Source organism: Luedemannella helvata (assembly GCF_039528415.1).
Classification (GTDB): domain Bacteria; phylum Actinomycetota; class Actinomycetes; order Mycobacteriales; family Micromonosporaceae; genus Luedemannella; species Luedemannella helvata.
In genome coordinates, this window is the sequence record NZ_BAAALS010000022.1 from 87,218 (window position 1) to 110,609 (window position 23,392).

The 23,392-nt window shown below is 72.1% G+C and carries 25 protein-coding genes; 12 read left to right on the top strand and 13 right to left on the bottom strand.

From position 1 onward, the window contains the following. The first annotated feature begins 58 nt into the window (after positions 1-58). Positions 59-427, top strand: coding sequence for a YchJ family protein (locus tag ABD191_RS20910; RefSeq protein WP_344084616.1), 369 nt, complete (start codon positions 59-61; stop codon positions 425-427). Positions 428-701: 274 nt separating this feature from the next. Here ABD191_RS20910 and ABD191_RS20915 read toward each other — a convergent pair whose 3' ends face one another. The 3 genes from ABD191_RS20915 to ABD191_RS20925 form a co-directional block, all read right to left on the bottom strand. Then, entirely contained in the window at positions 702-1,574 is an 873-nt protein-coding gene (locus ABD191_RS20915) for a carbohydrate ABC transporter permease (protein WP_344084619.1), read from the bottom strand. Next, entirely contained in the window at positions 1,571-2,482 is a 912-nt protein-coding gene (locus ABD191_RS20920) for a carbohydrate ABC transporter permease (protein ID WP_344084622.1), read from the bottom strand. The genes ABD191_RS20915 and ABD191_RS20920 overlap by 4 nt, the downstream gene beginning before the upstream one ends. 95 nt (positions 2,483-2,577) lie before the next feature. Next, complete coding sequence (locus ABD191_RS20925) at positions 2,578-3,879, bottom strand: ABC transporter substrate-binding protein (RefSeq protein WP_344084625.1); 1,302 nt, start codon at positions 3,877-3,879, stop codon at positions 2,578-2,580. Between the two features lie 175 nt (positions 3,880-4,054). Between ABD191_RS20925 and ABD191_RS20930 the strand changes: the two genes are divergently transcribed. Further along, positions 4,055-4,825: an AfsR/SARP family transcriptional regulator gene (locus ABD191_RS20930; protein WP_344084628.1), complete on the top strand. Its 771-nt coding sequence runs from the start codon at positions 4,055-4,057 to the stop codon at positions 4,823-4,825. A 55-nt stretch (positions 4,826-4,880) separates the two neighbouring features. Here the strand turns inward: ABD191_RS20930 and ABD191_RS20935 are convergent, their stop codons facing one another. Both ABD191_RS20935 and ABD191_RS20940 read right to left on the bottom strand, forming a co-directional pair. After that, positions 4,881-6,140 carry an FHA domain-containing protein gene (locus ABD191_RS20935; RefSeq protein ID WP_344084631.1) on the bottom strand — a complete coding sequence of 420 codons (1,260 nt, stop codon included), beginning with the start codon at positions 6,138-6,140 and terminating at the stop codon, positions 4,881-4,883. A gap of 90 nt (positions 6,141-6,230) precedes the next feature. Continuing rightward, positions 6,231-7,250 carry a lactonase family protein gene (locus ABD191_RS20940; RefSeq protein ID WP_344084634.1) on the bottom strand — a complete coding sequence of 340 codons (1,020 nt, stop codon included), beginning with the start codon at positions 7,248-7,250 and terminating at the stop codon, positions 6,231-6,233. Positions 7,251-7,369: 119 nt separating this feature from the next. On the opposite strand from ABD191_RS20940, the gene ABD191_RS20945 reads away from it, so the two are divergent. Both ABD191_RS20945 and ABD191_RS20950 read left to right on the top strand, forming a co-directional pair. Further along, positions 7,370-9,259, top strand: coding sequence for a DUF1800 domain-containing protein (locus ABD191_RS20945; protein ID WP_344084637.1), 1,890 nt, complete (start codon positions 7,370-7,372; stop codon positions 9,257-9,259). A gap of 4 nt (positions 9,260-9,263) precedes the next feature. Continuing rightward, positions 9,264-10,610 (top strand): DUF1501 domain-containing protein, encoded by a 1,347-nt coding sequence (locus ABD191_RS20950; RefSeq protein WP_344084640.1) that lies wholly within the window; start codon positions 9,264-9,266, stop codon positions 10,608-10,610. Positions 10,611-10,731: 121 nt separating this feature from the next. Here ABD191_RS20950 and ABD191_RS20955 read toward each other — a convergent pair whose 3' ends face one another. After that, positions 10,732-11,364 carry an FMN-dependent NADH-azoreductase gene (locus ABD191_RS20955; RefSeq protein WP_344084643.1) on the bottom strand — a complete coding sequence of 211 codons (633 nt, stop codon included), beginning with the start codon at positions 11,362-11,364 and terminating at the stop codon, positions 10,732-10,734. A gap of 135 nt (positions 11,365-11,499) precedes the next feature. Between ABD191_RS20955 and ABD191_RS20960 the strand changes: the two genes are divergently transcribed. The 3 genes from ABD191_RS20960 to ABD191_RS20970 all read left to right on the top strand — a co-directional run bounded on the left by ABD191_RS20960 (position 11,500) and on the right by ABD191_RS20970 (position 12,987). Then, a complete protein-coding gene (locus ABD191_RS20960; RefSeq protein WP_344084646.1) occupies positions 11,500-11,985 on the top strand; it encodes a MarR family winged helix-turn-helix transcriptional regulator in 486 nt (161 codons plus the stop codon). Between the two features lie 115 nt (positions 11,986-12,100). Then, entirely contained in the window at positions 12,101-12,418 is a 318-nt protein-coding gene (locus tag ABD191_RS20965) for an antitoxin VbhA family protein (protein WP_344084649.1), read from the top strand. Next, the gene (locus tag ABD191_RS20970; protein WP_344084652.1) at positions 12,415-12,987 is read left to right on the top strand and encodes a Fic/DOC family protein; all 573 of its coding nucleotides are present in this window, start codon (positions 12,415-12,417) and stop codon (positions 12,985-12,987) included. Before ABD191_RS20965 ends, ABD191_RS20970 begins: the two co-directional genes overlap by 4 nt. 197 nt (positions 12,988-13,184) lie before the next feature. Here ABD191_RS20970 and ABD191_RS20975 read toward each other — a convergent pair whose 3' ends face one another. Together ABD191_RS20975 and ABD191_RS20980 are read right to left on the bottom strand one after the other, a co-directional pair. Beyond that, positions 13,185-15,974, bottom strand: a complete 2,790-nt coding sequence (locus ABD191_RS20975; protein WP_344084655.1) for an AAA family ATPase — start codon at positions 15,972-15,974, stop codon at positions 13,185-13,187. Then, positions 15,971-16,639: a DcrB/PsbP domain-containing protein gene (locus ABD191_RS20980; protein ID WP_344084658.1), complete on the bottom strand. Its 669-nt coding sequence runs from the start codon at positions 16,637-16,639 to the stop codon at positions 15,971-15,973. Before ABD191_RS20980 ends, ABD191_RS20975 begins: the two co-directional genes overlap by 4 nt. Positions 16,640-16,784: 145 nt before the next feature. Here ABD191_RS20980 and ABD191_RS20985 point away from each other — a divergent pair, with 145 nt between their 5' ends. The 3 genes from ABD191_RS20985 to ABD191_RS20995 all read left to right on the top strand — a co-directional run bounded on the left by ABD191_RS20985 (position 16,785) and on the right by ABD191_RS20995 (position 18,254). After that, complete coding sequence (locus ABD191_RS20985) at positions 16,785-16,916, top strand: hypothetical protein (protein ID WP_344084661.1); 132 nt, start codon at positions 16,785-16,787, stop codon at positions 16,914-16,916. Positions 16,917-17,000: 84 nt separating this feature from the next. Next, entirely contained in the window at positions 17,001-17,747 is a 747-nt protein-coding gene (locus ABD191_RS20990) for a hypothetical protein (protein ID WP_344084664.1), read from the top strand. A gap of 3 nt (positions 17,748-17,750) precedes the next feature. Continuing rightward, complete coding sequence (locus ABD191_RS20995) at positions 17,751-18,254, top strand: RDD family protein (protein ID WP_344084667.1); 504 nt, start codon at positions 17,751-17,753, stop codon at positions 18,252-18,254. Positions 18,255-18,257: 3 nt separating this feature from the next. Here the strand turns inward: ABD191_RS20995 and ABD191_RS21000 are convergent, their stop codons facing one another. Beyond that, positions 18,258-18,659 carry a PIN domain-containing protein gene (locus ABD191_RS21000; RefSeq protein WP_344084670.1) on the bottom strand — a complete coding sequence of 134 codons (402 nt, stop codon included), beginning with the start codon at positions 18,657-18,659 and terminating at the stop codon, positions 18,258-18,260. Positions 18,660-18,676: 17 nt separating this feature from the next. Continuing rightward, entirely contained in the window at positions 18,677-19,522 is an 846-nt protein-coding gene (locus ABD191_RS21005; RefSeq protein ID WP_344084673.1) for an inositol monophosphatase family protein, read from the bottom strand. A gap of 61 nt (positions 19,523-19,583) precedes the next feature. Between ABD191_RS21005 and ABD191_RS21010 the strand changes: the two genes are divergently transcribed. Together ABD191_RS21010 and ABD191_RS21015 are read left to right on the top strand one after the other, a co-directional pair. Next, the gene (locus ABD191_RS21010) at positions 19,584-20,294 is read left to right on the top strand and encodes a cellulose binding domain-containing protein (RefSeq protein ID WP_344084676.1); all 711 of its coding nucleotides are present in this window, start codon (positions 19,584-19,586) and stop codon (positions 20,292-20,294) included. Between the two features lie 82 nt (positions 20,295-20,376). Next, positions 20,377-20,865 carry a hypothetical protein gene (locus tag ABD191_RS21015; RefSeq protein WP_344084678.1) on the top strand — a complete coding sequence of 163 codons (489 nt, stop codon included), beginning with the start codon at positions 20,377-20,379 and terminating at the stop codon, positions 20,863-20,865. Here the strand turns inward: ABD191_RS21015 and ABD191_RS21020 are convergent. The 3 genes from ABD191_RS21020 to ABD191_RS21030 form a co-directional block, all read right to left on the bottom strand. Beyond that, a complete protein-coding gene (locus ABD191_RS21020) occupies positions 20,862-22,298 on the bottom strand; it encodes a family 8 glycosyl hydrolase (protein ID WP_344084680.1) in 1,437 nt (478 codons plus the stop codon). The two genes, ABD191_RS21015 and ABD191_RS21020, sit on opposite strands and share 4 nt — an antisense overlap. Before the next feature lie 97 nt (positions 22,299-22,395). Next, complete coding sequence (locus tag ABD191_RS21025) at positions 22,396-23,019, bottom strand: hemerythrin domain-containing protein (RefSeq protein ID WP_344084683.1); 624 nt, start codon at positions 23,017-23,019, stop codon at positions 22,396-22,398. A 117-nt stretch (positions 23,020-23,136) separates the two neighbouring features. After that, entirely contained in the window at positions 23,137-23,280 is a 144-nt protein-coding gene (locus ABD191_RS21030; RefSeq protein WP_344084686.1) for a GPGG-motif small membrane protein, read from the bottom strand. Between the last annotated feature and the right edge of the window lie 112 nt (positions 23,281-23,392).

Consider the following 23,392-nt stretch of genomic DNA (forward strand, 5'->3'; position numbering starts at 1 on the left):
AGTCCCGATCGACGCCCCTCCGCCGATCGTTCTGACCGGCACCGGCCATGATGGGTGCATGGCCTGTCCGTGCGGATCCGGCGCACCCTACGACGACTGCTGCGGCCGGTGGCACCGCTCCCCCGGCACGGCACCCACCCCCGAGGCGCTCATGCGCTCGCGCTTCACGGCGTTCGCCCGCGGCGACGCGGCGTACCTGCTACGCACCTGGCACCCGGACACCCGCCCGCGCACCCTGGACCTGACCGGCGGCCCGCGCTACACGCGCCTGGAGGTCCTGAGCGCCGACGGCGGCACGATGTTCCACCAGAACGGCACGGTCCACTTCCGCGCCCACTACACCGACCGGGGCAGGCCCGGCGTCCTGGAGGAACACAGCCGCTTCACCCGCGAGAACAACACCTGGCTCTACGTCGGCCCTAACTGACCCCCGAGCCCCGCCGCCCCACCGCCCCGCCGAGCCCCCCGCCGCGCTGCCGCCCCGCCCCGCTGCCGCCCCGCCCGGCGCCGCGCCGCGCCGGGGCCGTTCGACGTTTGGGCAATTCCGCGTGTAATTCCAGCACCGGATAACACGCGGAATCGCCCAAACGTCGGCGGGATCGGGCGCGGGGCGCGCACCGGGCGCGCATCGGGCGCGCATCAGGCGCGGGGCGGGCGGGCGCGGGGCGGGCGGGCGCGGGGCGGGCGGGCGCGGGGCGGGGTCAGCCCTTGACGGCGCCCTCCATGATGCCGGCGATGATCTGGCGGCCGAACACCACGAAGACGAGCAGGAGCGGGACCACTGCCAGGGCCGTACCCGTGAAGATCTGGACGTAGTCGGTGCTGTAGTTGCCCGCCGCCAGGACGCTCAGGGAGTACTGCACGGTGGGGGTCTTGTTGGTCAGCACCAGGTACGGCCAGAGGAACTCGTTCCAGGTCTCCATGAAGGTGAGCAGGGCGAGCACGCCCGCCGCCGGCCGCACCAACGGGAGGACGACCTGCCAGTAGATGCGCCAGGTGGAGCAGCCGTCCACGCGGGCGGCCTCGATGAGTTCGTCGCTGATCGCCGAGGCGGTGTACTGGCGCATGAGGAACACGCCGAAGCCCTTCACGAGGAACGGCACGATGACGGCCTGCAGGCTGCCCAGCCAGCCAAGCTTGATCATCAGCATGTAGAGCGGGATGATGCCGAGCTGCGTGGGCACCATCATCGTCAGGATGATGATCAGCAGGAGGATGTTGGCGCCCCGGAACTTCAGCTTGGCGAACGCGAAGCCGGCCAGCGTGGAGAAGAACACCACCGAGATCGTCACGATCGTCGACACGATCAGCGAGTTGGCCAGGCCGATGAGGAAGTTGGCCTGGTCGTTGGCGAGCAGCCGCTCGACGTTGGCGACGAACTGACCACCCGGCAGCAGGGGCGGCGGGATGTCGTACACGGAGCTGTTGTCGCGTGAGGCGATGATGAACGACCACACGATCGGGAAGGCCGACAGCACGCAGGCGATGACGAGCCCGACATAGGTCAGCGGGGACGCCTCCCACAGGCGCCCGCCCGGGACCCGGCGCCGACGGGGCGTGACGACAGTGCTCATGTGGACGACCCCCGCACGGAACGGCGTACCAGAGAGAAGTTGAGCAGCGCGAAGGCGATGATGATCGCGAACAGCAACCACGACATCGCGGCCCCGTAGCCGTATTCGGTGTTGCCACGGAAGGTGCGCTGGTAGATGTACATGGCGATGGTCTGGTATTCGCCCAGCGGCCCGCCCTCGATGCGGCCGTAGTTGAACAGCAGCGGTTCGGTGAACAGCTGCATCCCGCCGATCGTCGAGATGATGATCGTGAACAGGATGGTCGGCTGGATCATCGGTACCGTCAGCCGCCAGAACTGGCGCGCCCGCGACGCACCGTCGAGCGCGGCGGACTCGTACATGTCGCGCGGGATGGCCTGCATCGCGGCCAGGTAGATCAGCGCGTTGTAGCCGATCCAGCGCCAGTCGACCATCACGGAGATGGCGAACCAGGCGGTCCCCCGGCTGCCGCGCCAGTCCACCACGTCGGCGCCGACGAGGTCGAGCAGCCAGTTCACCAGGCCGTACCGGTCGGCGAAGATGAAGCCGAACACGATGCCCACGGCCGCGACCGACGTGATGTTGGGCAGGAGCACGCCCATCCGGAAGGCGGTCTGCAGCCGCAGCTTGCGGTTGAGCAGGTTCGCCAGCCACAGGGCGATGAGCAGCTGCGGCACTGTGGCGACCAGGAACAGTCCGAACGTGTTGCCCAGTGCGTTCCAGAACCGGTCGTCGGTGAGCACCTCGGCGTAGTTGTCCAGGCCGACGAAGCCCCGGTCGCCACCCACCAGGCGCCAGTCGCGCAGCGACACCCACGCCGTGTAGATGAGCGGGAACAACCCGAACGCGGCGAAGAGCACGAAGAACGGGGCGATGTACAGGTAGGGCGCGGCGGAGCGGCGGCGTGGCGGGCCCGTATGGGCGGTCATGGGAGAAGGCGTCCTTTCGCCAGGGGTCGTTACTGTGGACGGGCCGGGCGGCGGAGCCTGGAGAGGACAGGCCCCGCCACCCGGCGTCTGGCGGGTCAACCCGTGGCGAGCTTCCTGCCGTCCGTGACCGCCTTGGCGAAGGCGGCGTCCGCGCTGAGGTCGCCCTTCTCGGCGGCCTGCATGGCGCGCTCGAGGACGTTCTCCCACAGCTGCTGGTGCTTCGGGCCGAGGTAGATCGGCTTGAGCGTCTTCACGCTGGCGCCGAAGATCTTGCCGACCGGCGCGTTGCTGAAGTACTCGTTGGTGGCGTTGGCGAACGTGGGGTCGTCCAGCGCGGCGATGGTGGACGGCATGCCGCCCTTCTCCTTGAACTCCGCCAGGTGCCCGTCCTTGCCTGTCAGGTAGGTGAGCAGCTTGTACGCCGCCTCCTTCTTCGTCGACTGCTCGGGGATGGCCAGGTACGAGCCGCCCCAGTTGCCGCTGCCGCCCGGGATCGTGGCGATGTCCCACTTGCCCTTGCCGGCCTCGCCGGCCCGCTCGGAGATGACGCCCGTACCCCACGCCGCGCACGGCACGGTGGCGAAGGCCGCGTTCTTGAAGGCGGCGTCCCAGTCGGGCGTCCAGCGGACCAGCTTGCTGGTCAGCCCGTCCGAGGCCAGCTTGAGGCCGAAGTTGTAGGCCTCGCGCACCTTCGGGTTGGAGTCGAGGATGAAGTTGTTGTCGCGGTCGTAGAACCACGTGTCCGAGTTCTGCATGATGTACGGCTGCATGATGCTGGTGGCCGAGTCGATCCAGGCCGCGCCGGTGTTGGCGGCCTTGAACGTGCGACCCTGCTCCGCGTAGGCCTCCCACGTCGGCCAGAGCTTGCTCACGGCCTCCCGGTCGGTGGGCAGCTTGGCCTTGGCGAACAGGTCACTGCGGTAGCACATGGCCAGGCCGCCGATGTCCGTACCGAGGCCGACGAGCTTGGACTTGTCGGCGGTGAAGCCGTTCTCCCACTTGTACGGCAGGTAGTCGTCCTTGAGGGACCCCGCGCCGAGGTCGAGCAGGTTCGTCCACTTCGACGGGTCCTGCAGGAACTCCAGCAGCGTGCCCTCCTCCATCATGATCACGTCGCCGAGCTGGGTTGAGCCGGTGGCGAGCCACTGCACGAGCAGCGGCTGGAAGTCGCGCAGCTGGCCGCGGTTCTCGGACTTCACGACGATGTCCGGGTTGGCGGACTGGAAGTCCTTGATCGCCTGGTCGAACCCGGGCGAGCCGAACCACTGGATCGTGATGGTCGTCTTGCCGTCCGCGGACTTCGGTTCCTCGGCGGAGCAGGCCGCGGCGCCCAGGACGAGTCCCAGGGAGAGCGCGGCCGCGGCGAAGCCCCGCAGGCGGCTTCGGATGGCGCCCATGTGTGACACCTTTCGGCAGTGATGGCGTGCTGTGACGGGACAGCGGCGCGCCGCTGTCGGCTAACACGGTGGCGCCGAAGGCGTGGAAAACGCGTCCAAGATCAGTGGAAGCGTGCAACCGGAAGGCATCGACCTGACTCGCAGTTGTTACGTCGACACGGGGAGGGTGTTGGACATGGAGATTGAGCTCGAGGTGCTGGGCCCGGTGCAGGTGCGTCGCGACGGCGCGCGGGTCCGCCTGGGGCCACGGCTGGTCGCGCTGCTGTCGGTGCTCGTCGTGGAGCTGGGCCGCGCCGTGCCCGCGAACCGCCTCGTGGACATGGTGTGGAGCGGCGGCGCGCCGGACGCCGCGCCGGCCACGCTGCGCAGCCACGTGTCGCACCTGCGGCGGGCGCTACGCGGCGCGCACGGCACGGCCCCGCTGACCACGCTCGGCAACGGGCACGGGGTGGGGTACCGCCTCGACGTGCGCGCCGAACAGGTGGACGCGCGCCGGTTCGAGCTGACGTACGCGCAGGCCAGGCCGTTGTTGACCGGCACGGCCGGCGATCGGGAGCGGGCCGTGCGGCTGCTGCGCGACGCGCTGGAGATGTGGCGGGGCCCGGCGTTCGCCGACGTGGCGGACCGGCCGTTCGCGCTGCCGGAGATCGCGCGGCTGGGCGCGTTGCGCCGGGCCGTCCGCCGCACGCTCGCCGAGGCGCTGAGCACGCTGGGCCGCCACGGCGAGGCCGTCGGCGAGCTGGCCGGTCACGTGGCCGAGGACCCGTACGACGAGGGCCTGCGCCGGCAGTTGGCGGTCGCGCTCTACGCCGAGCACCGCACGGATGAGGCCGCTCAGGTGTGCCGCGACGGCCTGCGGCTGCTGCGCGAGCGGGGCATCGAGGCCCCGGACCTGCACAGCCTGCAGTTGACCATCCTGCGCCGCGAGCTCGCCGTGCCGCGCTGAGGGCCCCCGCCGGCTGACGGGCGCGGTGGCTGGCCGCCGCGCCCGTCAGGAACCGTCAGGGGTCGTAGCGCAGCCAGCGGCGGCCCAGGATGACCCGGGCACCCGCGGTGAGGACGGTCGGCTCGCCGGCCGTGAGGCGGTGCCGCTGCGGGTCGCCGGGCAGCTCCATGAACGTGCCGTTGGCGGAGCCCAGGTCGAACACGCGCACCTGGCCGGCGACGACCGTGATGCGGGCGTGCCGGCGGGAGATGACCCCGTCCGGGTCGGCCACCCGCAGGGACTTCACGACGCCGGCGATGACCTCGGGGTCCTGACGCGGGTCGCGCCCGACCAGGTAGTCGCTGTCCAGCGGGAACGTCGTGCCGTCGTCGAGGGTCAGCGCGCCCGGGCCGGCGGCGGCCGGCTCGCCGCCATTGGACGACGACCCGGACATGCTCGGCAGGTCGTCGCGGTCGCGCATGAACGACAGCCGCGACTGCTCGGACTCCGCGGCGCGCGGCTCGGTGGCCACGGACGCCAGCGCGGGCGTGGGTACCTCGGCCTGGTAGGGGTCCGGCAGGGCGGGCGGCTCGACCCGGAACGGCTCCGGCTCGGCCACGACCTCGGCCGGCACGACCGGCGCGCTCACGGGTCGCGGCGGCGGCGGGGGCGGGGGCGGCGGGACGGGCGGGGCCGCGGGCTCGACGGCGGCCGGCTCGACGACGACCTCGGCCACCTCGATGACGGCCGGCTCGGGCGGGGGCGCGGGGCGCCCCGCGCTGGGACGGGCGGGCGCGGACCGGCCGGCCGACGGGCGCGACGAAGCCGGGTCCGGCTGGAAGATCAGTGGGGAGGCCACCTCGACGAGCACGCCCGCGCCGAGCACGACGCCGCCGTCGAGGCGCAGCCGCGGGTCGGTGCCGCCGGCGTCCGGCAGGTGCAGGCTCAGGGTCGACACCGGGCCGGGGATGAGCCGGTCGACCGAGGTGATCGCGTCGACGCCGGACAGTTCGACCAGGCCCGACTCCGTCTCGGCGGTGACCATGGCGGCCTTGTGGACCAGCACGGCGATGCGGCCGTCGGCGACTGGGCCGGCCACGGCGCACGCGGGATAGTCGCCGTCCTCATCGGAGGCCAGCAGCGCCGACACGCGCCGCACGAGCGCGTTGCCGTCCCCGCCGTTGCCCGCGACCGCCGCGAGGGCGGCGAGCAGGTCCTCCACACCGGCGCCGTAGTCCTCGCAGACGAGGACGAGGGCGTCAGCCCTGGCGATCACGCCGGGCCCGGACAGCGGCCGCACGACAACGTCGGCCGAATCGACTCCGATCGGGTTCATCCGCACCGCCCAAGGATCAAGGGTCGGGGTCGCCGGCGTCAACCTGACACCGCGCGCCCGCGAGCCGCCCCGGGGCGGACGGCCACGAGCTCAGCTCATCACACGCACACAAGTTGGGCTAGGCACGTGACGCACGCAACCCGTGGGCGCGGGCAGGCCCGTGTCCGGGTCGAGCCGGAACACCACCACGGTGTGTGACCGCTCGTTGGCCACGTACAGCAGGTCGCCCTCGCGGGTGACCTGCCGCGGCCATGAGCCGCCCGTTCCGACCTCCCCCACGAGCGTGGGGTGACCATCACGCAGCGCGAAGGTGGCGATGGTGTCGGGACCGCGACTGGCCACGTAGAGGAAGCGGCCGTCCGCGGACAGCAGGATCTCCGACAGCTGACCCTTCTCCGTGCCCCCGGCGACCCGGTCGTGCTCGCGCCACGCGCCGTCCGGCGTGTCCACCGCGAACACGGTCACGGACGAGTCCAGCTCGCCGCACACGTAGGCATAGCCGTCCGCGGCGGCGAGATGCCGCGGTCCGGTGCCGGGCCGCAGCGGCGTGCGGTCCACTTCTTCGGGTACGCCGTCGGCGAGGCGCAGCGCGTACACCGCGTCGCCGCCCAGGTCCACGACCCGCAGCAGGTCGTCGGACTCGACGACGACCTCGTGGGCGTGCGGACCGGCCTGGCGTTCGGGGTCCACCTTCGAGCCCTCGCCCAGCACGTGGTGCGCCGTGCGCCCGGCCAGCGCGCCGTCGGGGCCGAGCCGGTGCACGGTGACGCTGCCGTCGCCGTAGTTGGCGGTCACCAGGTGCCGCCCGTCCGGGGTGACGGCGAGGTGACAGGGCGACGAGCCGCCGGTCAGGTCGCGGCCGAGCGGGGTGAGGCCCTGGTCGGGGCCGATCGCGAAGGCGGCCACCGCGCCGGTCTCGCGCTCGTCGACCGCGTACAACACGGAAAGCGACGGATGCGCCACCAGATAGGACGGTGCCGGGGTCTGCGCCACCGTGACCGGCTCGTCGAGCGCGCCGGTACGCGGGTCGCGGCGGGCGAGCATGATCCCCGTTCCCTCACCACCCGCGCCTGTGGTGTAGCAGCCGAGATAGACATGGCCGGTACTCACAAGATCACCCTACCTGGTCGATATTGAGCCCACACGGACGAACCGCTAAGGTCCCCATTACTAGCTCCGCAGTCATATCGGCGACAGTCACCTATCGTGACGGAAGGCGCTACCCCTACATGGCTGGCCAGCGAAGCAACGACACGGCGGCGCCCGACGGCGACGCCGCGCTCATCGATCTCATCTTCCCCAACCGGGACGCGCCCCGCCAGCAGGCCTTCGAACCGACCGCCGCGCAGTTCGAACAGCTCGCCGGGTTCGGCCCCGAGGAGCGCCACGCGTTCCGCCACCGCCGGGTCCCCACGGTCGCCCGCTGGCTGCGCCGGGGGCGCCCGGTGCGCACCGTACGCACGAGCGCCCCGGTGCGCGCCGTGCGCGGGCGCCGGCGGGTGCTGCTGCGCCTCGGTGGCGGCGCGGCCGCGGTCGCCGGGGTCGCCGGCGCGGCCGTGGCGGTGAACAGCGTCGTGGGCGCCCTGACCCGCGACACCGTGCCCGCCGGCCCACCCATCAAGGACATCAACGCGCTGGCCGCCGGCGGCGTCGCCGACACCCTCGAAGAGGCCGCGCGCATCGCCGGCGCGGCGATCGCCGTCCAGCTCACCCCGCTGAGCCCCGAACCGGCGCTGCACCTGCTCAAGCGGGCCACCTTCGGCCCGACGCTGCCGGACCTGCTCGCGGTGCGTCAGCTCGGCCTGGACGCGTGGCTGGAGCGGCAACTGCACCCGAAGGACATCGCCGACCCGGAGGGCGAGCGGATCGCCTCCCTCTACCGGACCACCGGCATGTCGACCGCCCAGATCCGCGGCAGCGTCAAGCAGTACGCCTGGGACTCCATGTACGAGCTGGGTCACGCGACACTGGCGCGGCAGATGTGGAGCAGCCGCCAACTGTACGAGGTGATGGTCGACTTCTGGGCCAACCACCTCAACGTCACCAACCCGTTCGACGGCGGCTGGGACGTGCGCGCCCCGTACGACAAGGACGTCATCCGCAAGCACGCGCTGGGCCGCTTCTCCGCCATGCTGCACGACTCGGCGCGGCACCCGGCGATGCTGCGCTACCTGGACAACGCCAGCTCCGACCGGCGCAACGTGAACGAGAACTACGGCCGCGAGGTGCTGGAGCTGCACACCGTGGGGGTGGAGGCCAAGTACACCCAGCGCGACGTGCGGCACAGCGCGTACATCATGACCGGCCGCACGGTCGACCAGCAGGGCAAGTTCCGCTACGAGCCCTACCGGCACTGGACCGGCAAGGTGAAGGTGCTCGGCTTCACCCACAAGAACGCGTCGCAGTCGGGGGGCCTCGCGGTCGGTGACGCGTACCTCAACTACCTGGCCAAGCACCCCAAGACGGCGCGGCGCATCGCGCACAAGCTGGCCGTGCGCTTCGTGACCGACCGACCGCCCAAGGAGCTCGTCGACCGGCTGGCCAAGGCGTACCTGGACAACAACACCGCCATCGTGCCGGTGCTCAAGCTGTTGTTCCGCTCGGTGGAGTTCTGGGTCGCGACCGGGCTGAAGACCCGCCGGCCGCTGGAGAACCTGGTCGCCACCGCCCGGGTGCTCGGCGTGCGCGCCGGCAGCGCCGCCAAGGAGACCAAGGACGGCGTCGAGGGCCTGTACTGGCTCTCCGACCAGCTCGGCCAGACGCCGCTGGGCTGGCTGCCGCCCGACGGGTACCCCGACGTGCAGACCATGTGGAACTCGGCGCACGCCACGCTGGGCGTGTGGAACAGCCACCGGGCCCTGGCGGAGGGCTGGCACAAGGGCGTGAAGTATCCCGACCCCGAGCAGCTGGTCGGCCTCAAGCCCAAGACCGTCGGCGAGTACGTCGACAAGCTCTCCCAGCGGCTCGTCTTCCAGAAGATGAGCCCGGCCCACCGCAAGGCGGTGCTGGCCTTCCTCGGCGCGAAGGAGTCCACCAAGGTGCGCAACCTGAGCCTCGACGGCAAGGCCAAGCTGCTCGTACCGATGATTCTCGACTCCGTCTACCACGGGTTGCGGTGACCTCATGAGCCAACTGCGAGGCAGGGCCCGTCACCGGGCCGCCGACCTGCGCCGGCGCGGGCCCAACCTGACCGAGGCGGCCCTGCGGGTCGAGGCCGAGCAGGTCTGTTCCGACCTGACGGCGCAGCGCGAGGCGTGGCGCTTCGGCTTCACCCGGCGCCGGGTGCTGGCCGGCGCCGGGGCGGTCGGGGTCGCGGCGCTCGGCTCCCAGCTGGTCACGACCCGGGTCGCGTTCGCCGCGCCGGGGACGGACACCCGTACGCTCGTGGTCGTCTTCCTGCGGGGCGGCCTGGACGGCCTGTCGGTGATCGTGCCGGCCGGCGACCGCAACTACCTCAACGCGCGGCCGAACATCGGGGTGCAGACCAGCCGCCTGCTCGACGGCGACGGCACGTTCGGGCTGCACCCGGCGCTCGCGCCGCTGGAGCCGTTCTGGAAGGCGGGCACGATGGCGGCCGTGCACGCCGTGCACAACCCGGACGCCAGCCGCAGCCACTTCCAGGCGCAGGACTGCCTGGAGCGCGGGTCGGCGTCGCAGGTCGTGCGCACCGGCTGGCTGGACCGGACGCTGGGCGCGATGGGCCCGGGCACGACGTTCCGGGCGATCGCCGAGGGCGACTCCATGCCGCGCTCGCTGGTCGGCACGCAGGCCAAGCTCGTCCTCGACGGGGTCGAGGGGTTCCGCCTCGCCGGCCCCGACTACCTGCACGACAAGACGCTCAACGCGCTGCGCACGCTCTACACCGGATTCGAGCACCCGGTCGTGCAGCAGGCCAAGGTGACCCTGTCGGCGCTGGACGAGGCGCGCCGGCTGGCCAACACGCCCTACCAGCCGGTCGCGCCGTACCCGCCGGGCGGCTTCGGCAACCAGCTGCGCGACGTGGCCCGCCTCATCAAGGCCGGCGTGGGCCTGAGGGTCGCCGCGATCGACCTCGGCGGCTGGGACATGCACACCAACCTCGGCAACGTCGACGGCGGCGACATGGTCAACAACCTGCGCGCCATGGCGAACGGCCTGGCCGCCTTCGCCACCGACCTCGGCGACAAGTTGAGCGACGTCACGCTCGTGACGATGAGCGAGTTCGGCCGCCGCGTGGGGCAGAACGGCAACGCCGGCACCGACCACGGCCACGGCAGCCTGATGATGATGCTCGGCGGCGGCATGGCCGGCGGCAAGGTGCACGGCAAGTGGCCCGGCCTCGCCCCGTCCGCTCTGGACAACGGCGACCTCGCGGGCGTCAACGACGTCCGCGACGTGCTCGGCGAGATGCTGTCGCGTCGCTTCAACATCGGCGACGTCAAGAAGATCTTCCCGGAGCACGACTTCACGGCCATCGGCGCCTTCCGCTGAGCCGCCGCCGGCTGAGCACTGTTGTGGCGCCATAACGCCTCCGGCCCGGCGCGCCGGGCAACGCCCGTGCCGGCCGGGAGATGCTGCCGCCACGGGCCGGTCCGTGGCGGCAGCTCCACCATCAGGCGGGCAGGGGCACTGCCCCGAGCGCGCGGCCGGCCTCGCGGGCCGCCTGCAGCGCGCCGGCGTGCATCTGCGCGGCCTGCTCGGTGAACGGGTCCAGGGCCGGGTTGACGCCGACCAGGGTGAACTCCCGCTCCACGACGGACAGGTCGGCGCCCCACTGGTCGGCGAGGATGCGCCGCAGGTACGGGGTCGAGTGGTCCCAGCCCTCCCGCGGGGTGCCGCCGCCGTACGCGCCGCCGCGGACCGTGGCCAGCACGGTCGGCTTGCCGGCCAGGAACGACGGGCCCGACGCCCGCGGGTCGGTGCAGACCAGGTCGATGTACGTCTTGAAGTGCTGGGAGACGCCGAAGTTGTACAGCGGCACGGCGAACAGGATCGCGTCCGCGGACAACAGTTCGTCGGCGAGCGTCGCGGCGAGGGCGACGGCCTCCCGCTGCTCGGCGGTGCGCTCCTGCGGCGCGGTCATGCCGGCGGTGACCGCCGAGGCCCACGCGGTCGCGGGCAGGGTGTCGACACCGATGTGGCGGCGACGGACATCGTCGCCCGGCCGGGCGGCGCGCCACTCCTCCTCGACGATGTCCGCGATCTCGCGGCTCGCGGAGCCGTGGGTACGGATACTGGCGTCCAACCTGAATAGGGTCACGACCACTCCCAAGAAGTGAAGTTCAAGCTTGAAGTTCAATCTACCGGGACCAGACTTCAAGCTTGAACTGTTTGTGATGTGTGTTACTTCACGGCTGAAGCCGGTCGTATGCTGGCTGGCGTGCCGGACGAACCACGATGGTTGAACGATTGCGAGCGCGATGCCTGGCTGGCGCTCGCCAAGCTCGTCTTCAACCTCCCCGGCGCACTCGACGCGCAGCTGCTGCGTGACAGCAGACTGACGCTGTTCGACTACTTCGTGCTCAGCATGCTGTCCATGACGCCGGACCGGACGCTGCGGCTCAGCGAGCTGGCCAACCACATCGGAAGCTCGCTGTCGCGGCTGTCGAACGTCGTCAAGCGCCTGGAGCAGCGCGACCTGCTGCGCCGTGAGCCGGACCCGGAAAACTCCCGCTACACCCGGGCCGTACTGACCGACGCCGGGTGGGACACCGTGGTCGCCGCGGCGCCCGGCCACGTCGCCGCGGTGCGGCGCTACGTCCTCGACGGGCTCACCGAGGACCAGGTCAACGTGCTACGCGACATCGCCTGCCACGTCACCGAGCGGCTCGACAGGACCGCGGAGCAAGACGTACGCCGCGGCTAGCCATCCCCGAGGGGCCCATCCTTCGAGGTCGGCAGCGTGATCATCGACGGCGCAGCGAACCACGGCGCAACAAGGGTTGTGTCGAATCGTGTACACAATCGGGTACACTTTGTGAATGTTGATCCAGACGTTGTCTGTGCGTGAGGCCCGTGAGCAGTTGCCGAGCGTTCTCGAACGGTTCCGCAACGGTGACCGCACCCCGGTTGGCGTGGGTTCACATCGCAAGACCGAGGCGGTCATGGTGCCGGTCGAGGTGTTCGACGAACTCACCGCTGAGCGAACTCGGTCGCTGGCGCAGGCAGCAGCATCGGTGCGGGCCGAAGGTCTGACAGTCGCCGACGATGTCGACGCCATCACCGAACGTTGGGCGCGTGGTGAGATCACGACCGCACGCATGCGTGAGCTTGTCCGGCAACTTTACGGCGCATCGTGACCATCGATCCGTACGTGGATCCCGGCAGCGGGGTGCTGCGTAACCGGCTCGGCATTTCCGATCCCGGGCGACTGCGTGAGGTGGAGGCCGGACTGACGCTGGCCGCGTTGGCGGACCTGGGCACGCGGACGCTTCCTGGCGGCTACGACCTGACTCATTTGCGGTCCTTCCATTGGGAGATCTTCGGCGACCTCTATCCGTGGGCCGGCGAGATCAGGGCGGTGGGTATCGCCAGATCCGATCCGTTCTGCCTGCCGCAGCACATCGAGGCGTACTCGGCGGAGGTGTTCGGCAGCCTGGCGAAGGAGCGTCACCTGCGCGCGCTGTCGCGGGAGGGCTTCCTCGACCGGCTGACTCACTACTTCGCCGAGGTCAACGCGATCCACCCCTTCCGTGACGGCAACGGTCGGGCTCAGCGCGCCTTCTTTCGTCAGCTCAGCCGTGAAGCGGGTTGGCCCATCGACTGGTCGGATCTCCATCCGGACGCCAACGAGGGCGCGTCGATGGCATCTCTGCGCGGCGACAACGGGCCGCTTCGGGTTCTCCTCGATGGTTTGGTGGCTCGTTGACGTGTCGGCGCACCGCAGGGCTCGGCGACGGTCGACGTACGGCCGTGGACGCAGGTCGACGACCGCGGTCGGTGAGCTTGTCGGGGTGGTCAACATCCGTCGGGATGTTCTGCTGGCCCCGGACACGTACCGCACCAGTTCATTGCTTTGCATGATCCGTTTCCAGCACGCCCGAGGAACGTGATCGGCAGGATCCCCTATGCGGGTCGGTGAAGGCGGTCGCGGAGGCGGCGCACGGCCCCGGCGATGCGGTGAGCGGCGCTGCCCGCCCTGGTCTGCGGCATCTCTTCGCTGGTCGGCGCCACCTCGGCGGGGGTGTCACCGTCCGGCCCACTGGCCGACGGGACCCGACCGGACGAAGCGCCGTCCGGGGACGCGCCGTCCGGAAAGGCACTGTCCGGCGGCGGGTCGCCGCCGGCCGGTTCGGCGCCGTTGGGGACGGGTCGCATCCACGGGCTGTGCGCCGGGCGGGGCTGCTGAGGAACCGACGGCGTCCGCGCGCTCACCGTCTCGCCGCCGTTGACCGGTTGGCCGTCAGGTCCGGCGGACACACCCACGCCGCCGATCGCCGGGCCGTCGCTCCCGATCAGCTCGCCGGCCTCGACGGGCGGGACCGGCGGCAGGGCGGCGGGCTCGACGGCGAACGGGACCGGGTCGGAGGCCCCGGCCGGGCGGGGCAGCGGCACGGTGAGCGGGGCGTGGTCGCGGTGCGCGGCGACGGCCGCCTCGTGGTAGGCCGTCAGCTGGTCACGGAACTCCGGGTCGTCGTAGACGCTGCCGTCCACGAGCGGGCCGCGGCGGCGTTCGAGGACCGCGACGACGTCGTCGCCGGTGAGCGTCTTGTGGGTCTCCAGGGCGTGGGCCAGCGACAGCACCTCGCGCCGGTTGGCCTTGAGGATCTCGGTGACCTGTTCGAGCAGGTCACCGAGCTTGTCCTCGATGCGGTCGGCCAGCGCGGTGCGCACCTTCGTCTCGTCCTCGCGCTCCTTGCGGGGCACGCCGATGCCGCCGACCTCGAGCCGCTTCGCGGTGGAGTACGACGAGACCGTGGCGCCCATCCCCCAGTAACCCTCCATGTAGGAGGCGACCTGGGTGGCGGACTCCAGGTCGCCGGAGACGCCGGACGAGCTGTCGCCGGCGAAGAACATCCGCTCGCCGGCCAGCGAGGCGATCGACACGAGGATGTCGGCCTCGTACTCCGTGCGCCAGCGGGTGAACTGGTCCTCGGGCGGGATGCTGGCGACCATGCCGAGGTAGTCGCTGCCCTTCTCGATCGTCGCGATGTCGATCTCCATGTGCAGCCGGGTGCGGTAGGCCACGACGGCGTGGCACGCCTCGTGCACGGCGACGGCGTGGCGCTCGCGCTCGATGTACTCGACGTCCTCGGGCGGGCCCAGCTCCTTGAGCTGCTTGGCCTTGATCACGTCGGCCCAGGTGATGACCTCGCGGCCGTCGCGGATGGCGGTCACGAGCGCTTCGTTGACGGTGTCCTTGATGGTCGCGCCGGTGGCGTACGGGGTGATGGTGGCGAGCTTGTCGAGGTTGTCCTCGGTCAGCTCGTGGCGGACCTTGTCGAAGTACCCCCGGTAGGTGCGGATGCGCCCCGCCTTGCTCGGGTAGCCGACCTTGTAGATCCGGTCGATGCGGCCGGGCCGCAGCAGCGCCTGGTCGAGGGCCTCCGGCAGGTTGGTGGCCATCATGACCAGGATGCGGTACTTGGGCGGCGGCTTGGGCCGCATGCCGAGCAGCCGGCGCACGTACCGGTTGACGAACCCGCGCGGCTTCTTGAGGCCGGACAGCTCCGTGAGCAGGGCCTCCAGGGTGCCCATGCCGCCGCCGCCCATGCCCATGTTGCCCATGACGACCCGGGCCCGCGACCCGCCGCGCGGCTGCGCCGGGGGCGCGGACCGGTCCCGGGCGAGGCGCCACTGGCTGTCGGCCGACAGGTAGGAGAAGCCGTGACAGCCGCCGGTCGCCCACGGCGCGGGGGTCGCGCCGCGCGGGAAGCCCGGGCCGCCGCCCTGCGCGAGCGCGCCCCGGTTGCCCAGCGAGTCGGCCTCGTCGAAGAAGACGATCACCCCGCCGTACCGCAGGGCGAGCTTGCGCAGCTTGCGGAACAGGCCCTTGACCTTGAGTACGCCGACGCCGAAGAACATGTTGATGAAGGCGCCCGGGTCGACGAACACGTACGGCCGGCCGGTCTCGCCCGCGACCGCCTCGGCCATGAGCGTCTTGCCGGTGCCGGGCGGGCCCCACAGCAGGATGCCGCCGGGCACGTACCCGCCGCGCGACTCGATCGCCTCGGGCTTCTCCAGGTACAGGATGTTTTCCTTGACCCTTTCCAGGACATGGTCCTGGCCCCAGACATCGGTGAACCGGGTCTTGATGTCGTCCGGGTAGTAGACCTCGATGCCGCCCCGGGAAAGGAACCAGAAGATCGCCACGAATTGCCCGACGGCGATGAAGAGAATAAACATCATCTGGACGACGAACGGCAGGATCGACCAGATGATCGCGGGCGCCTGGAACAGTGCCAGCAATGGCGACGTCTTGAGAATCGCGCCGGCGACGAGCGCGATTATCGCGATCCAGACGGTCCATTTGATGACCCGGGCGAGCCGGAAGCGGGTCCAGTCGCTGAATCGACGGTGGGTGACCCGCTCGAATCCGCCGAAGAGCCTGTTGGTCCAGAAATGGTGATAGGCCGCGGACCGCTCGCTGATCAGGTAATGGATCTGGCGGGCCAGTTCGAGCCCGAACAGCACGTACCACCACGTGTACCTCGGCCACTGCTCGCGCACGGCGTCGACGAACGGCAGCAGCGGGTTGTCGGCCATCGCGGCCCAGATGAGGATCAGCCGGATCACCACGAGCAGCAGGAGGAACTTGATGCGGTCCCACGGTCGCAGCGGTTTCCGGGTGGGCCGCGCCGGCGCGGGCGGGACCTCGCCGGGCGGTCGCAGGCCGGTGTCCGGGGCGGTCGTCATGGCTTGCTCCTCACCGTGAAGGAGGTGGCGACGCCCTCGATCTCCCCGGCCCGCGCCTTGTAGCACCGGGCGGAGCAGCGGATGACCAGCATGTAGTACACGCTCGCGTCGTTGTTGACGTACGTCGTCTGGTCGAAGGTGTGCAGCACACCGTTGGGCAGCTCGTAGTTGTAGACGACCCGTACCCCGCGTACCCCGTCCGACGGCGTGAGCACCTCGTCGACGAGCAGCTCGAAGCCGGGCAGCAGGGTGCCGGCCTCGAACGCGCTGGCGCGGGCGCTGTCGGACACGGGCAGGAACAGGTTGCGCAGGGCGTCGAAGGAGACCAGGTTCGCCTGGTCCTCGGTGAGGTGCACGACCTTCGCGTACGCGATGGGCTCGTCGGTCGTGGTGAGGCTGAACAGGTGCGCGGCCGTGGGTTCGGCATGCGCGTCGTACGCCACCGACCAGGTCATCCGCTTGCGCACCTGGGCACTGACCGAGTCGGGATTGTCCTCGCGGGTCATGTAGTCCAGGCCCGCCTGATCGACCTGTCGCCAGGTCGCCGGAACGCGAAAGTACGTCTTCTCGCCGGAATTCTTAACGTACGTGTAATCCGGCGCTCCACACGCGGCTATTCCGGCCGCGATAATCGCGGTGGCCGCGACGGTGAGTGCCCGCCTCATGATCGACACGTGGACGCGACTCATATGCAGCCCCCAAGCGGTCGGGCTTGCTTTGAGGGAATTATCACGCGGCTTTCAGATAACGAACAGGCCTCGCCCGGCTCCTTTTCACAGTGGGTCAGACGGATGGTGTATCAGTAGTGAGGTGCGCATAATCATCACCGCGGCCGACAGCGCCTCCGATGACATTCCCGGCGTGGTCCTCGTCGGCGCCGCGCTGGGCGCCCTGCTGCTCATCGCCGCGCTCCGCGCCATGTTCGGCGGCCGGCGTAAATAGCCGGCCCGGCCCTGTCCGGGCACGTCAAGCGCCATAATCCAGGTGTCGGTCGGCGGCGTCGGCGGCCGGCGCGGGAGGTGCGCCATGACAAGCATCGCGGAGCCGGGCCGGCCCCTGTTCGGTGGATCCCTGACGGCGGCGGCCTCGGTCGCCGCACCCGGCCCGCCCCCACCGGCGGCGGCCCGGCAGGTCGTCGCCACGCGTCCCGTCGAGGGCGGGCGGGTCCTGCTCGGCCTCGCCGTCCTGGCCGGCGAGCGGCTGCGGGCCGGGGCGGCGACGCCCCGCGCGGTCGCCACCGCCGTGGGCCTGCCGGTGCAGGCGGCCGACGAGGCGGCCGCGCTCACCCGCCGGGCGGGCGCGGTCGCCGCCCGTACCCGCACAAGAGTGGCCGGGCTGCCGGGCTCGCGGCTCCTCACGGACCGCGTGGACCGCGGCCGCCAGCGCCTCGCGCGGGCGGGAGCCCGCGCCACGACCCGGGGCCGCGCGAGCCTCGCGCTCGGGCGCGCCGACGCGGTGCTGTTCGTGCGGCGGGCGGTCGACGACGGGCTGCGCTGGGCGGAGGGGCGGGCGGTGCCCCGGCTCGTGGACGCGCTCGTGCCGCACCTGGTGGCCGAGGTGGTGCCGCGGCTCATCGAAGGCGCCATCCCGCAGATCCGCGAGCGGGTGCTGCCGGTCGTCATCGAGGACCTGACCGCCGACGAGAACGTCCGCGAGCTCATGGTCATCCAGGGTCGCGGCGTCATCGGGGACACGGCCGAACAGCTCCGATCGAGTACGGCGCAGGCCGACGACCGCGTGGAGTCCGCGATCCGGCGCCTGTTCGGCGGCTGAGCGGTGCCGCCGGCGGCCGGCGGCCGGCCCTCGCGCAGCCGCTCCGGGGCGCCCGCGGACCGGCACCACCAGTACGCGGGGCTGGTGTCGCGGTGGTGCGCCCTGGCGGTGGACCTGGCGATCGTGGCGAGCGCCGCGGGAGCGACGGCGAGCCTGCCGCCGCTGGTGTGGCAGGAGGTCACCGGGACGGACGCGCAGTGGCTGGCCGCCGCGTCGACGCTGGTGGCCGCGGCGCTGCCGTGGACCTACTTCACGGCGTGCTGGTGGCTGGGCGGGCGGACCGTCGGGGCGCTGCTGCTCGGCCTCATGGTGACCCGCCCGGACGGCGGGCGGCTGGGCATCGTGCGGGCCGGCGCGCGCGCCGCCGCCGGCCTCTTCCTCGCGCCGGTGTGGTTGGCCGGAATGCTCAACGTGCTGTTCGACGCCGAGCGCCGCGCCTGGCACGACCTGGTCTTCAACACGGTGGTCCGCTATCACGCCGGTGCCCCCGAACGCTCCCGGCGATAACGGTCACGGCCGGCGGGGCACCGCGCGGGCGCCGCGCACCCGTACCCCGTAGGCGTCCAGGCGGTCGAGCAGGCCCCGGTCGGCGGTCACCACGACCGCCTCCCGGCGCGGATCCAGGCTCGCCACGAGGTCCACGATCGCGTCGTCGCCCGAACCGGGCGCCGCGACCACCCGTACGCCCGGGATGGCCGGCACGTCGCGGGCCTGGCCCTCCACGACCAGGACGACCTCGACGGGCCCGGGGATCGCCCGCTCGGTAGCCGTCGCCGGCAGGCCGGTGTCCGCGACCGGCGCCAGCGCGTCGCGCAACCGCGCGGTGGCCCCGGCGCGGTCGCGCCACCAGCCGTCGGGCACCGACCCGACGACGTTGGCGGCGTCGACCACCAGCAGAACCGGAGGGTCCACCGTGCCACCCGCTCCGCTCAAAGGCCGTTGACCTGGTACGAATCGGCGAACAGCGATCGGACGGTCGTCTCGGCCGGGTCCAGGGTGCCCACCATGGCCAGGTAGCCCGGGAACGTCCAGGCGGGGTCCGGGCCGTTCAGGTTCGGCTCACCGCGGCGCAGCCCGAAGTAGTGCCCGCCCGCCTGACGGACCATGAGGGCGCCCGCCGCCACGTCCCAGGCGTTGATGCCGATGCCGAGCGCCACGTCCACCCGGCCCGACGCGACATAGGCCAGATTGAGCGCCGTGCTGCCGGGGCGGCGCACGGTGGCGTACGTGGTGATGAGCTGCGCCGTGCGGGCCAGCACCCGCTCGCGGTCGGTCTCGATGCCACGCGAGCCGGGATAGCTGGTGACCAGCATCGCGGCGGTCTCCTCGGTGACCCCGGTGCTGTGCATGGGCTGCTCGTTGCACCACGCGCCGGTCGTCGACGCGGTGAACAGGTCCCCGCGCACGGGGTCATAGATCGCCCCGGCGACGACCGCGCCGTCCACCACGGCGGCCACCGACGTGCACCAGAACGGCAGCCCGCGGGCGAAGTTGGCCGTGCCGTCGATCGGGTCGACATACCAGTGCACCCGGCCGCTGCCCCGCACGCCGTCCTCCTCGCCCACCACGGTGCTGTCGGGCTCGGTCGACATGATGAAGTCCCGGATGCTCGCCTCGGCGGCCCGGTCGTGCACCGTCACCGGGTCGTGACGGTCGCGCTTGAACGCCACCTTGGGACGGGTCTGGAAGGCCTCCGCCAGCGCCGGCCCGACCAGGGTGGCCGCCTGCGCCGCGACCCCGGCCAGACGTCCCGCGTCCGTATCAATCGTCTCCACCCGGTCAGGCTATCGGTCGCGAGGTTGCGCGCCGGGCGGCCGATCATAGATCGTGTTCGCCGTGGGCAAGCACTTCGCGCCGGAGCCGCCGCCGGAGCGCAAGCGCGGGCTCGACCGACTCCCGCACTGGACGCGTGAACCCGGTCCGCTCGCACTCCTCGCCGTCGGCATCCTCATCGTGGCCTGCGGCATCTGGACCGTGGTCGATATGAACCGCGACAGCGGCCCGGCCAGCCTGGCGACCGGACCCGCCGACGGCGCGACCCTGGCGCCGTTGGCCCCGACCGCGGGCCCGGCCACCCCGAGCGGCGCCGCCCCCACCGGCCTGACCAGTGCCCCACCCGCGACGCCGACCGCCGCCGTCGGCGAGACCCCGGGCCCGCGACCCACGCCGCCGCCCGGCACGACCGCCCGGGCCACGACAGCGGCGGCGCCGAGGTCGTCCGCCGTCACCGCCTCGTACGAGCGCACCCAGCTGTGGGACGGGCGGTTCGAGGCCGCGCTGACGCTGCGCAACACCTCGCGGTCCGCGTCCACGTGGGAGGCCGCGATCGTCTACCCGGACGCCGTGACGGCGAACGCGGCCTTCTGGGTCGAGGGCGGCCAGACCCCCGCCGTGCGGCGGGAGGGGCAGCGCTGGGTGTTCACCTCAGCCGTGTCGATCGCGCCCGGCGCGACACAGACCCTCAAGATCCAGTTTGACCTGTCGGATCAGGGTGACGACGGCACGACGCCGGTGTCCTGCACGGTCAACGGGCGGGCGTGCGGTTGACGGCGGGGGGCGGCGTGAACCCCCGCCGCGCTGGGTAGGCTCAGATTTTCCGCAGATCCTTCCCAGGCGAGGAGAGCAGCGCGTGACGGAGCAGGCGGTCTACACGGACGAGGAGTGGGGGCTGCTCGTCGGTCTCCCGCAGGCGGTCATCGTGGCGGCCAGCGCCAGCGAGCCGGACAGCACCCGCAAGACGATGGCGGAAGCCGCCGCCGGCCTGGAGGCGATCGCCGCGGGCCGCGACTCGGGCAGCCCGCTCGTCGAGCAGGTCGCGCTGTGGGTCGTGGAGCAGGTCGGCGACCCCGAGGAGGGCGCCGAGGCGCCCATCATCCGGCCCGACGACATCGACGCCCAGATCGCCGACGTGCTCGACCGGGCCCGGGCGGCGACCACGCTGCTCACCCACAAGGCCGGCGAGGGCGAGGCGGCGGCGTACAAGTTCTGGCTGGTCGGCATCGCCGAGGCGGTCATCACGGCGGCCTCGTCGGGCGGCGTGCTCGGCATCGGCGGCGCGTGGGTGAGCGAGTCCGAGCGCCGCTTCATCGACGAGCTGTCCGACGTGCTGGAGAGCTAGGGAACCCAGTAGTTCCCGCTCACGACGATCATCGACAGCAGCTGGACGCTGGCCGCGTAGTAGCCGTGTGAGCTGACCGGCGTGGCGACCAGGTGCCGCCACAGCGCGTCCAGCCACGGTTGCGCGGTCGGGTCGCTGAGGGCGGCGACGGCCAGGGGCGCGACGAACGCCGGGTGGGCCCCGGCGGCCAGGGGCGTACCGTCGAGGGCGTACCCGCTCGACACGGCGGCCGGGTCGCCGCCCGTGGCCCGTCGCACCCACCGGGTCACGGCCCGCGCGGCCGCGACCGACCGCGCGTCGCCGCTGGTCACCGCGTCCACGCCGACACGTAACGGCACGCGGCACGCGTTCCACGAGTACTGCCCGTCGTGTTCGCTCTCCAGCACGCGGCCGGCGGCCGGGCGCGGGGCGGCGTGCGTGTCCACGACGAAGTCGGGCACCAGCCCGGTGCCCGCGCCGGGCCCGGCCAGCAGGTTCGACAGGGCGCGCTGGTGGGCGCGGCGGACCATGTCCCAGTACGGGTCGCCGGTGGCGCGCCGAAACGCCCGCAGGTGGTCGAGCATCCAGTCCGAGGTGCGGCTCGTGCGGGCGAGTTCGCCGGAACCGGTGGCCCAGTCGCCCAGCCGCAGCAGGTGGGTCACCGGATCGACCTCGCTGCGCGCGATCGCCGCGATGCGCCGCAGGGCGAGGACGCGGTAGTCGTGGCGACCCCGCGAGCCCCACTGCCGGTGGGCGAGCAGCAGCGCGTACGCGATGTCCAGGTCGGCGTCCGTGGCCGAGTCGCCGCCGTTGACGTCGCGGCAGTACGCGTCCTGCTCGGCGGCGAGCAGGTCGCCGTCGCGGCTGGACGGGTGGGCGAGCACGTACCCGAGGATGGCGTCGAACAGCTCGCGCGCGCCCGGGTCGGCGCCGGCCAGGTACGCCGCGACGAGCAGCCCGTAGCCCTGCGCCTCCCCCACCACCGGGACCTCGGCGTCCGGCGAGATGACGTGCGCGCCCACGCAGTGCGTGCGGACGAACGCCGCCCGCCACTGCCGGTAGAGGGCCACGACCCGCGCGTCCACGTCGGCCCGGGTGCCGGTGGGTCGCAGCGCGCCGGGCGCGTAGGACCGGCGGTGGCCGCCGAACGGCACCGCCGGCGCGCGGGCGGCGCCGGCGACGGCCGGACCGGGCAACGTCGGGGCTGCCGGACCGGGCAGCGTCGGTGCGGCCGGCGGGCTGTCGTTCTCCGGGGCCGGCACGGGCGCCCCGGTGGGGGTGCCGGGTGGCAGGGGCGGCGCGTTGCCGGGCGGGGTCAGGCCGGCGCCGGCGGTCACGGCCGCGAGGGCGCACACGACCGGTACGACGGCGGCCGGGTTGAGCCCGCGCGCGGTACGCCCCGGGGTGGCGTGCCGGCCGCCCGCGCCGTCCCCCGGCACCGCTGTGCGTGTCATCGTTGGCCAGCATGCCGGGCGGCCGGCCGCCCGGGCGGTAGCGCCACACGGCGACGGACCGGCTGTCGCACAGCCGGTCCGTCGGTCGGACGTTCGTCTACAGGTCCTCGGCGTACGTGGTGCGCCGGGTGAGCAGGTCGCGGGTCTTGTCGACGACGCCGAGGGCGGGGTCGACCACGGCGTTCCAGGGCCGGGCGGCCGGGGCGGCGGGGTGCGGCCGGGTGGGCGCGGCCTCCTTGACCATCTCGACCCGGTTGCCGAGCCGGATGAGCTGCTCGTCCGTGGCGGCCTCGCGCAGCGGGGCGAGCAGCGCGGCGGTGTCGGCCGCGTGCCGGTGGACGATGTCGGCCACCTCGTCCACGCGGCCCCGGAACTCGGGGTCGGCGACGCCGGTGCCCTGCAGGTCCTTGAGGGCGCGCAGCAAGGTGGCGTCCTCGGCGCCGCCCGCCTCGGCGAGGGCGTCGCCGTCGGGCAGCAGCGCCCGTACGGTCGGGTAGAGGTACTGGCGCTCGGCGGACACCTGGCGGGACAGCTCGGCGACGACCACGTCGGCGAGCTGCCTACGGCGCTCGTCCGGGGTCTCGTCGGCACGCAGCTCGTCCACGAGCGTCGTCACGGTGGCCAGCTGGTCGTCGAGCACGTCGACGAGGCTGCGGCCAGGTGGCACGTGCTCGACGTCCTCGCCCGGGATGGGCGGCAACGGCGGCAACGGAACGGTCATCACTGCTCCTCAGTCACGAGGGGGTACGAAGAAGACTTCGGGGGGCGCGGCGCCTGCCGTGCCCCCCGACGCCCACCCGCGCGGGCGCACCGCCCGTCCGGGTAAGTCAGTGGTGAGTTAACTGAAGATGCTGACACCACCGGGACCGACCAACAGGCCCACGATGATGAGAACGACGCCCCAGAGCACCTGTCGCCGGAAAAGGGCGAAGATGCCAGAGACCACCAGGATTACGGCGAGGATCCACAGTAGGGTGTTCATGACTCTTAGGTGCCCCACCCCGGGCTTTCGTAAACCTCTCAGACTTCCGCGTCGAGTTGCTCGCGCAGTTTGGTCAGGGCGCGGGCGAGCAGGCGGGAGACGTGCATCTGGG

Excerpts from the sequence above, each read along its gene's own strand:
- ABD191_RS20965 (WP_344084649.1), top strand. The coding sequence starts at position 12,101 with ATGTTGATCCAGACGTTGTCTGTGCGTGAGGCCCGTGAGCAGTTGCCG.
- ABD191_RS20910 (WP_344084616.1), top strand. The coding sequence starts at position 59 with ATGGCCTGTCCGTGCGGATCCGGCGCACCCTACGACGACTGCTGCGGC.
- ABD191_RS21025 (WP_344084683.1), bottom strand. The coding sequence starts at position 23,019 with ATGACCGTTCCGTTGCCGCCGTTGCCGCCCATCCCGGGCGAGGACGTC.
- ABD191_RS20925 (WP_344084625.1), bottom strand. The coding sequence starts at position 3,879 with ATGGGCGCCATCCGAAGCCGCCTGCGGGGCTTCGCCGCGGCCGCGCTC.
- ABD191_RS20930 (WP_344084628.1), top strand. The coding sequence starts at position 4,055 with ATGGAGATTGAGCTCGAGGTGCTGGGCCCGGTGCAGGTGCGTCGCGAC.
- ABD191_RS20935 (WP_344084631.1), bottom strand. The coding sequence starts at position 6,140 with ATGAACCCGATCGGAGTCGATTCGGCCGACGTTGTCGTGCGGCCGCTG.
- ABD191_RS20945 (WP_344084637.1), top strand. The coding sequence starts at position 7,370 with ATGGCTGGCCAGCGAAGCAACGACACGGCGGCGCCCGACGGCGACGCC.
- ABD191_RS21020 (WP_344084680.1), bottom strand. The coding sequence starts at position 22,298 with ATGACACGCACAGCGGTGCCGGGGGACGGCGCGGGCGGCCGGCACGCC.
- ABD191_RS20980 (WP_344084658.1), bottom strand. The coding sequence starts at position 16,639 with ATGAGGCGGGCACTCACCGTCGCGGCCACCGCGATTATCGCGGCCGGA.
- ABD191_RS21030 (WP_344084686.1), bottom strand. The coding sequence starts at position 23,280 with ATGAACACCCTACTGTGGATCCTCGCCGTAATCCTGGTGGTCTCTGGC.
- ABD191_RS20990 (WP_344084664.1), top strand. The coding sequence starts at position 17,001 with ATGACAAGCATCGCGGAGCCGGGCCGGCCCCTGTTCGGTGGATCCCTG.
- ABD191_RS20915 (WP_344084619.1), bottom strand. The coding sequence starts at position 1,574 with ATGAGCACTGTCGTCACGCCCCGTCGGCGCCGGGTCCCGGGCGGGCGC.
- ABD191_RS20975 (WP_344084655.1), bottom strand. The coding sequence starts at position 15,974 with ATGACGACCGCCCCGGACACCGGCCTGCGACCGCCCGGCGAGGTCCCG.
- ABD191_RS20950 (WP_344084640.1), top strand. The coding sequence starts at position 9,264 with ATGAGCCAACTGCGAGGCAGGGCCCGTCACCGGGCCGCCGACCTGCGC.
- ABD191_RS20920 (WP_344084622.1), bottom strand. The coding sequence starts at position 2,482 with ATGACCGCCCATACGGGCCCGCCACGCCGCCGCTCCGCCGCGCCCTAC.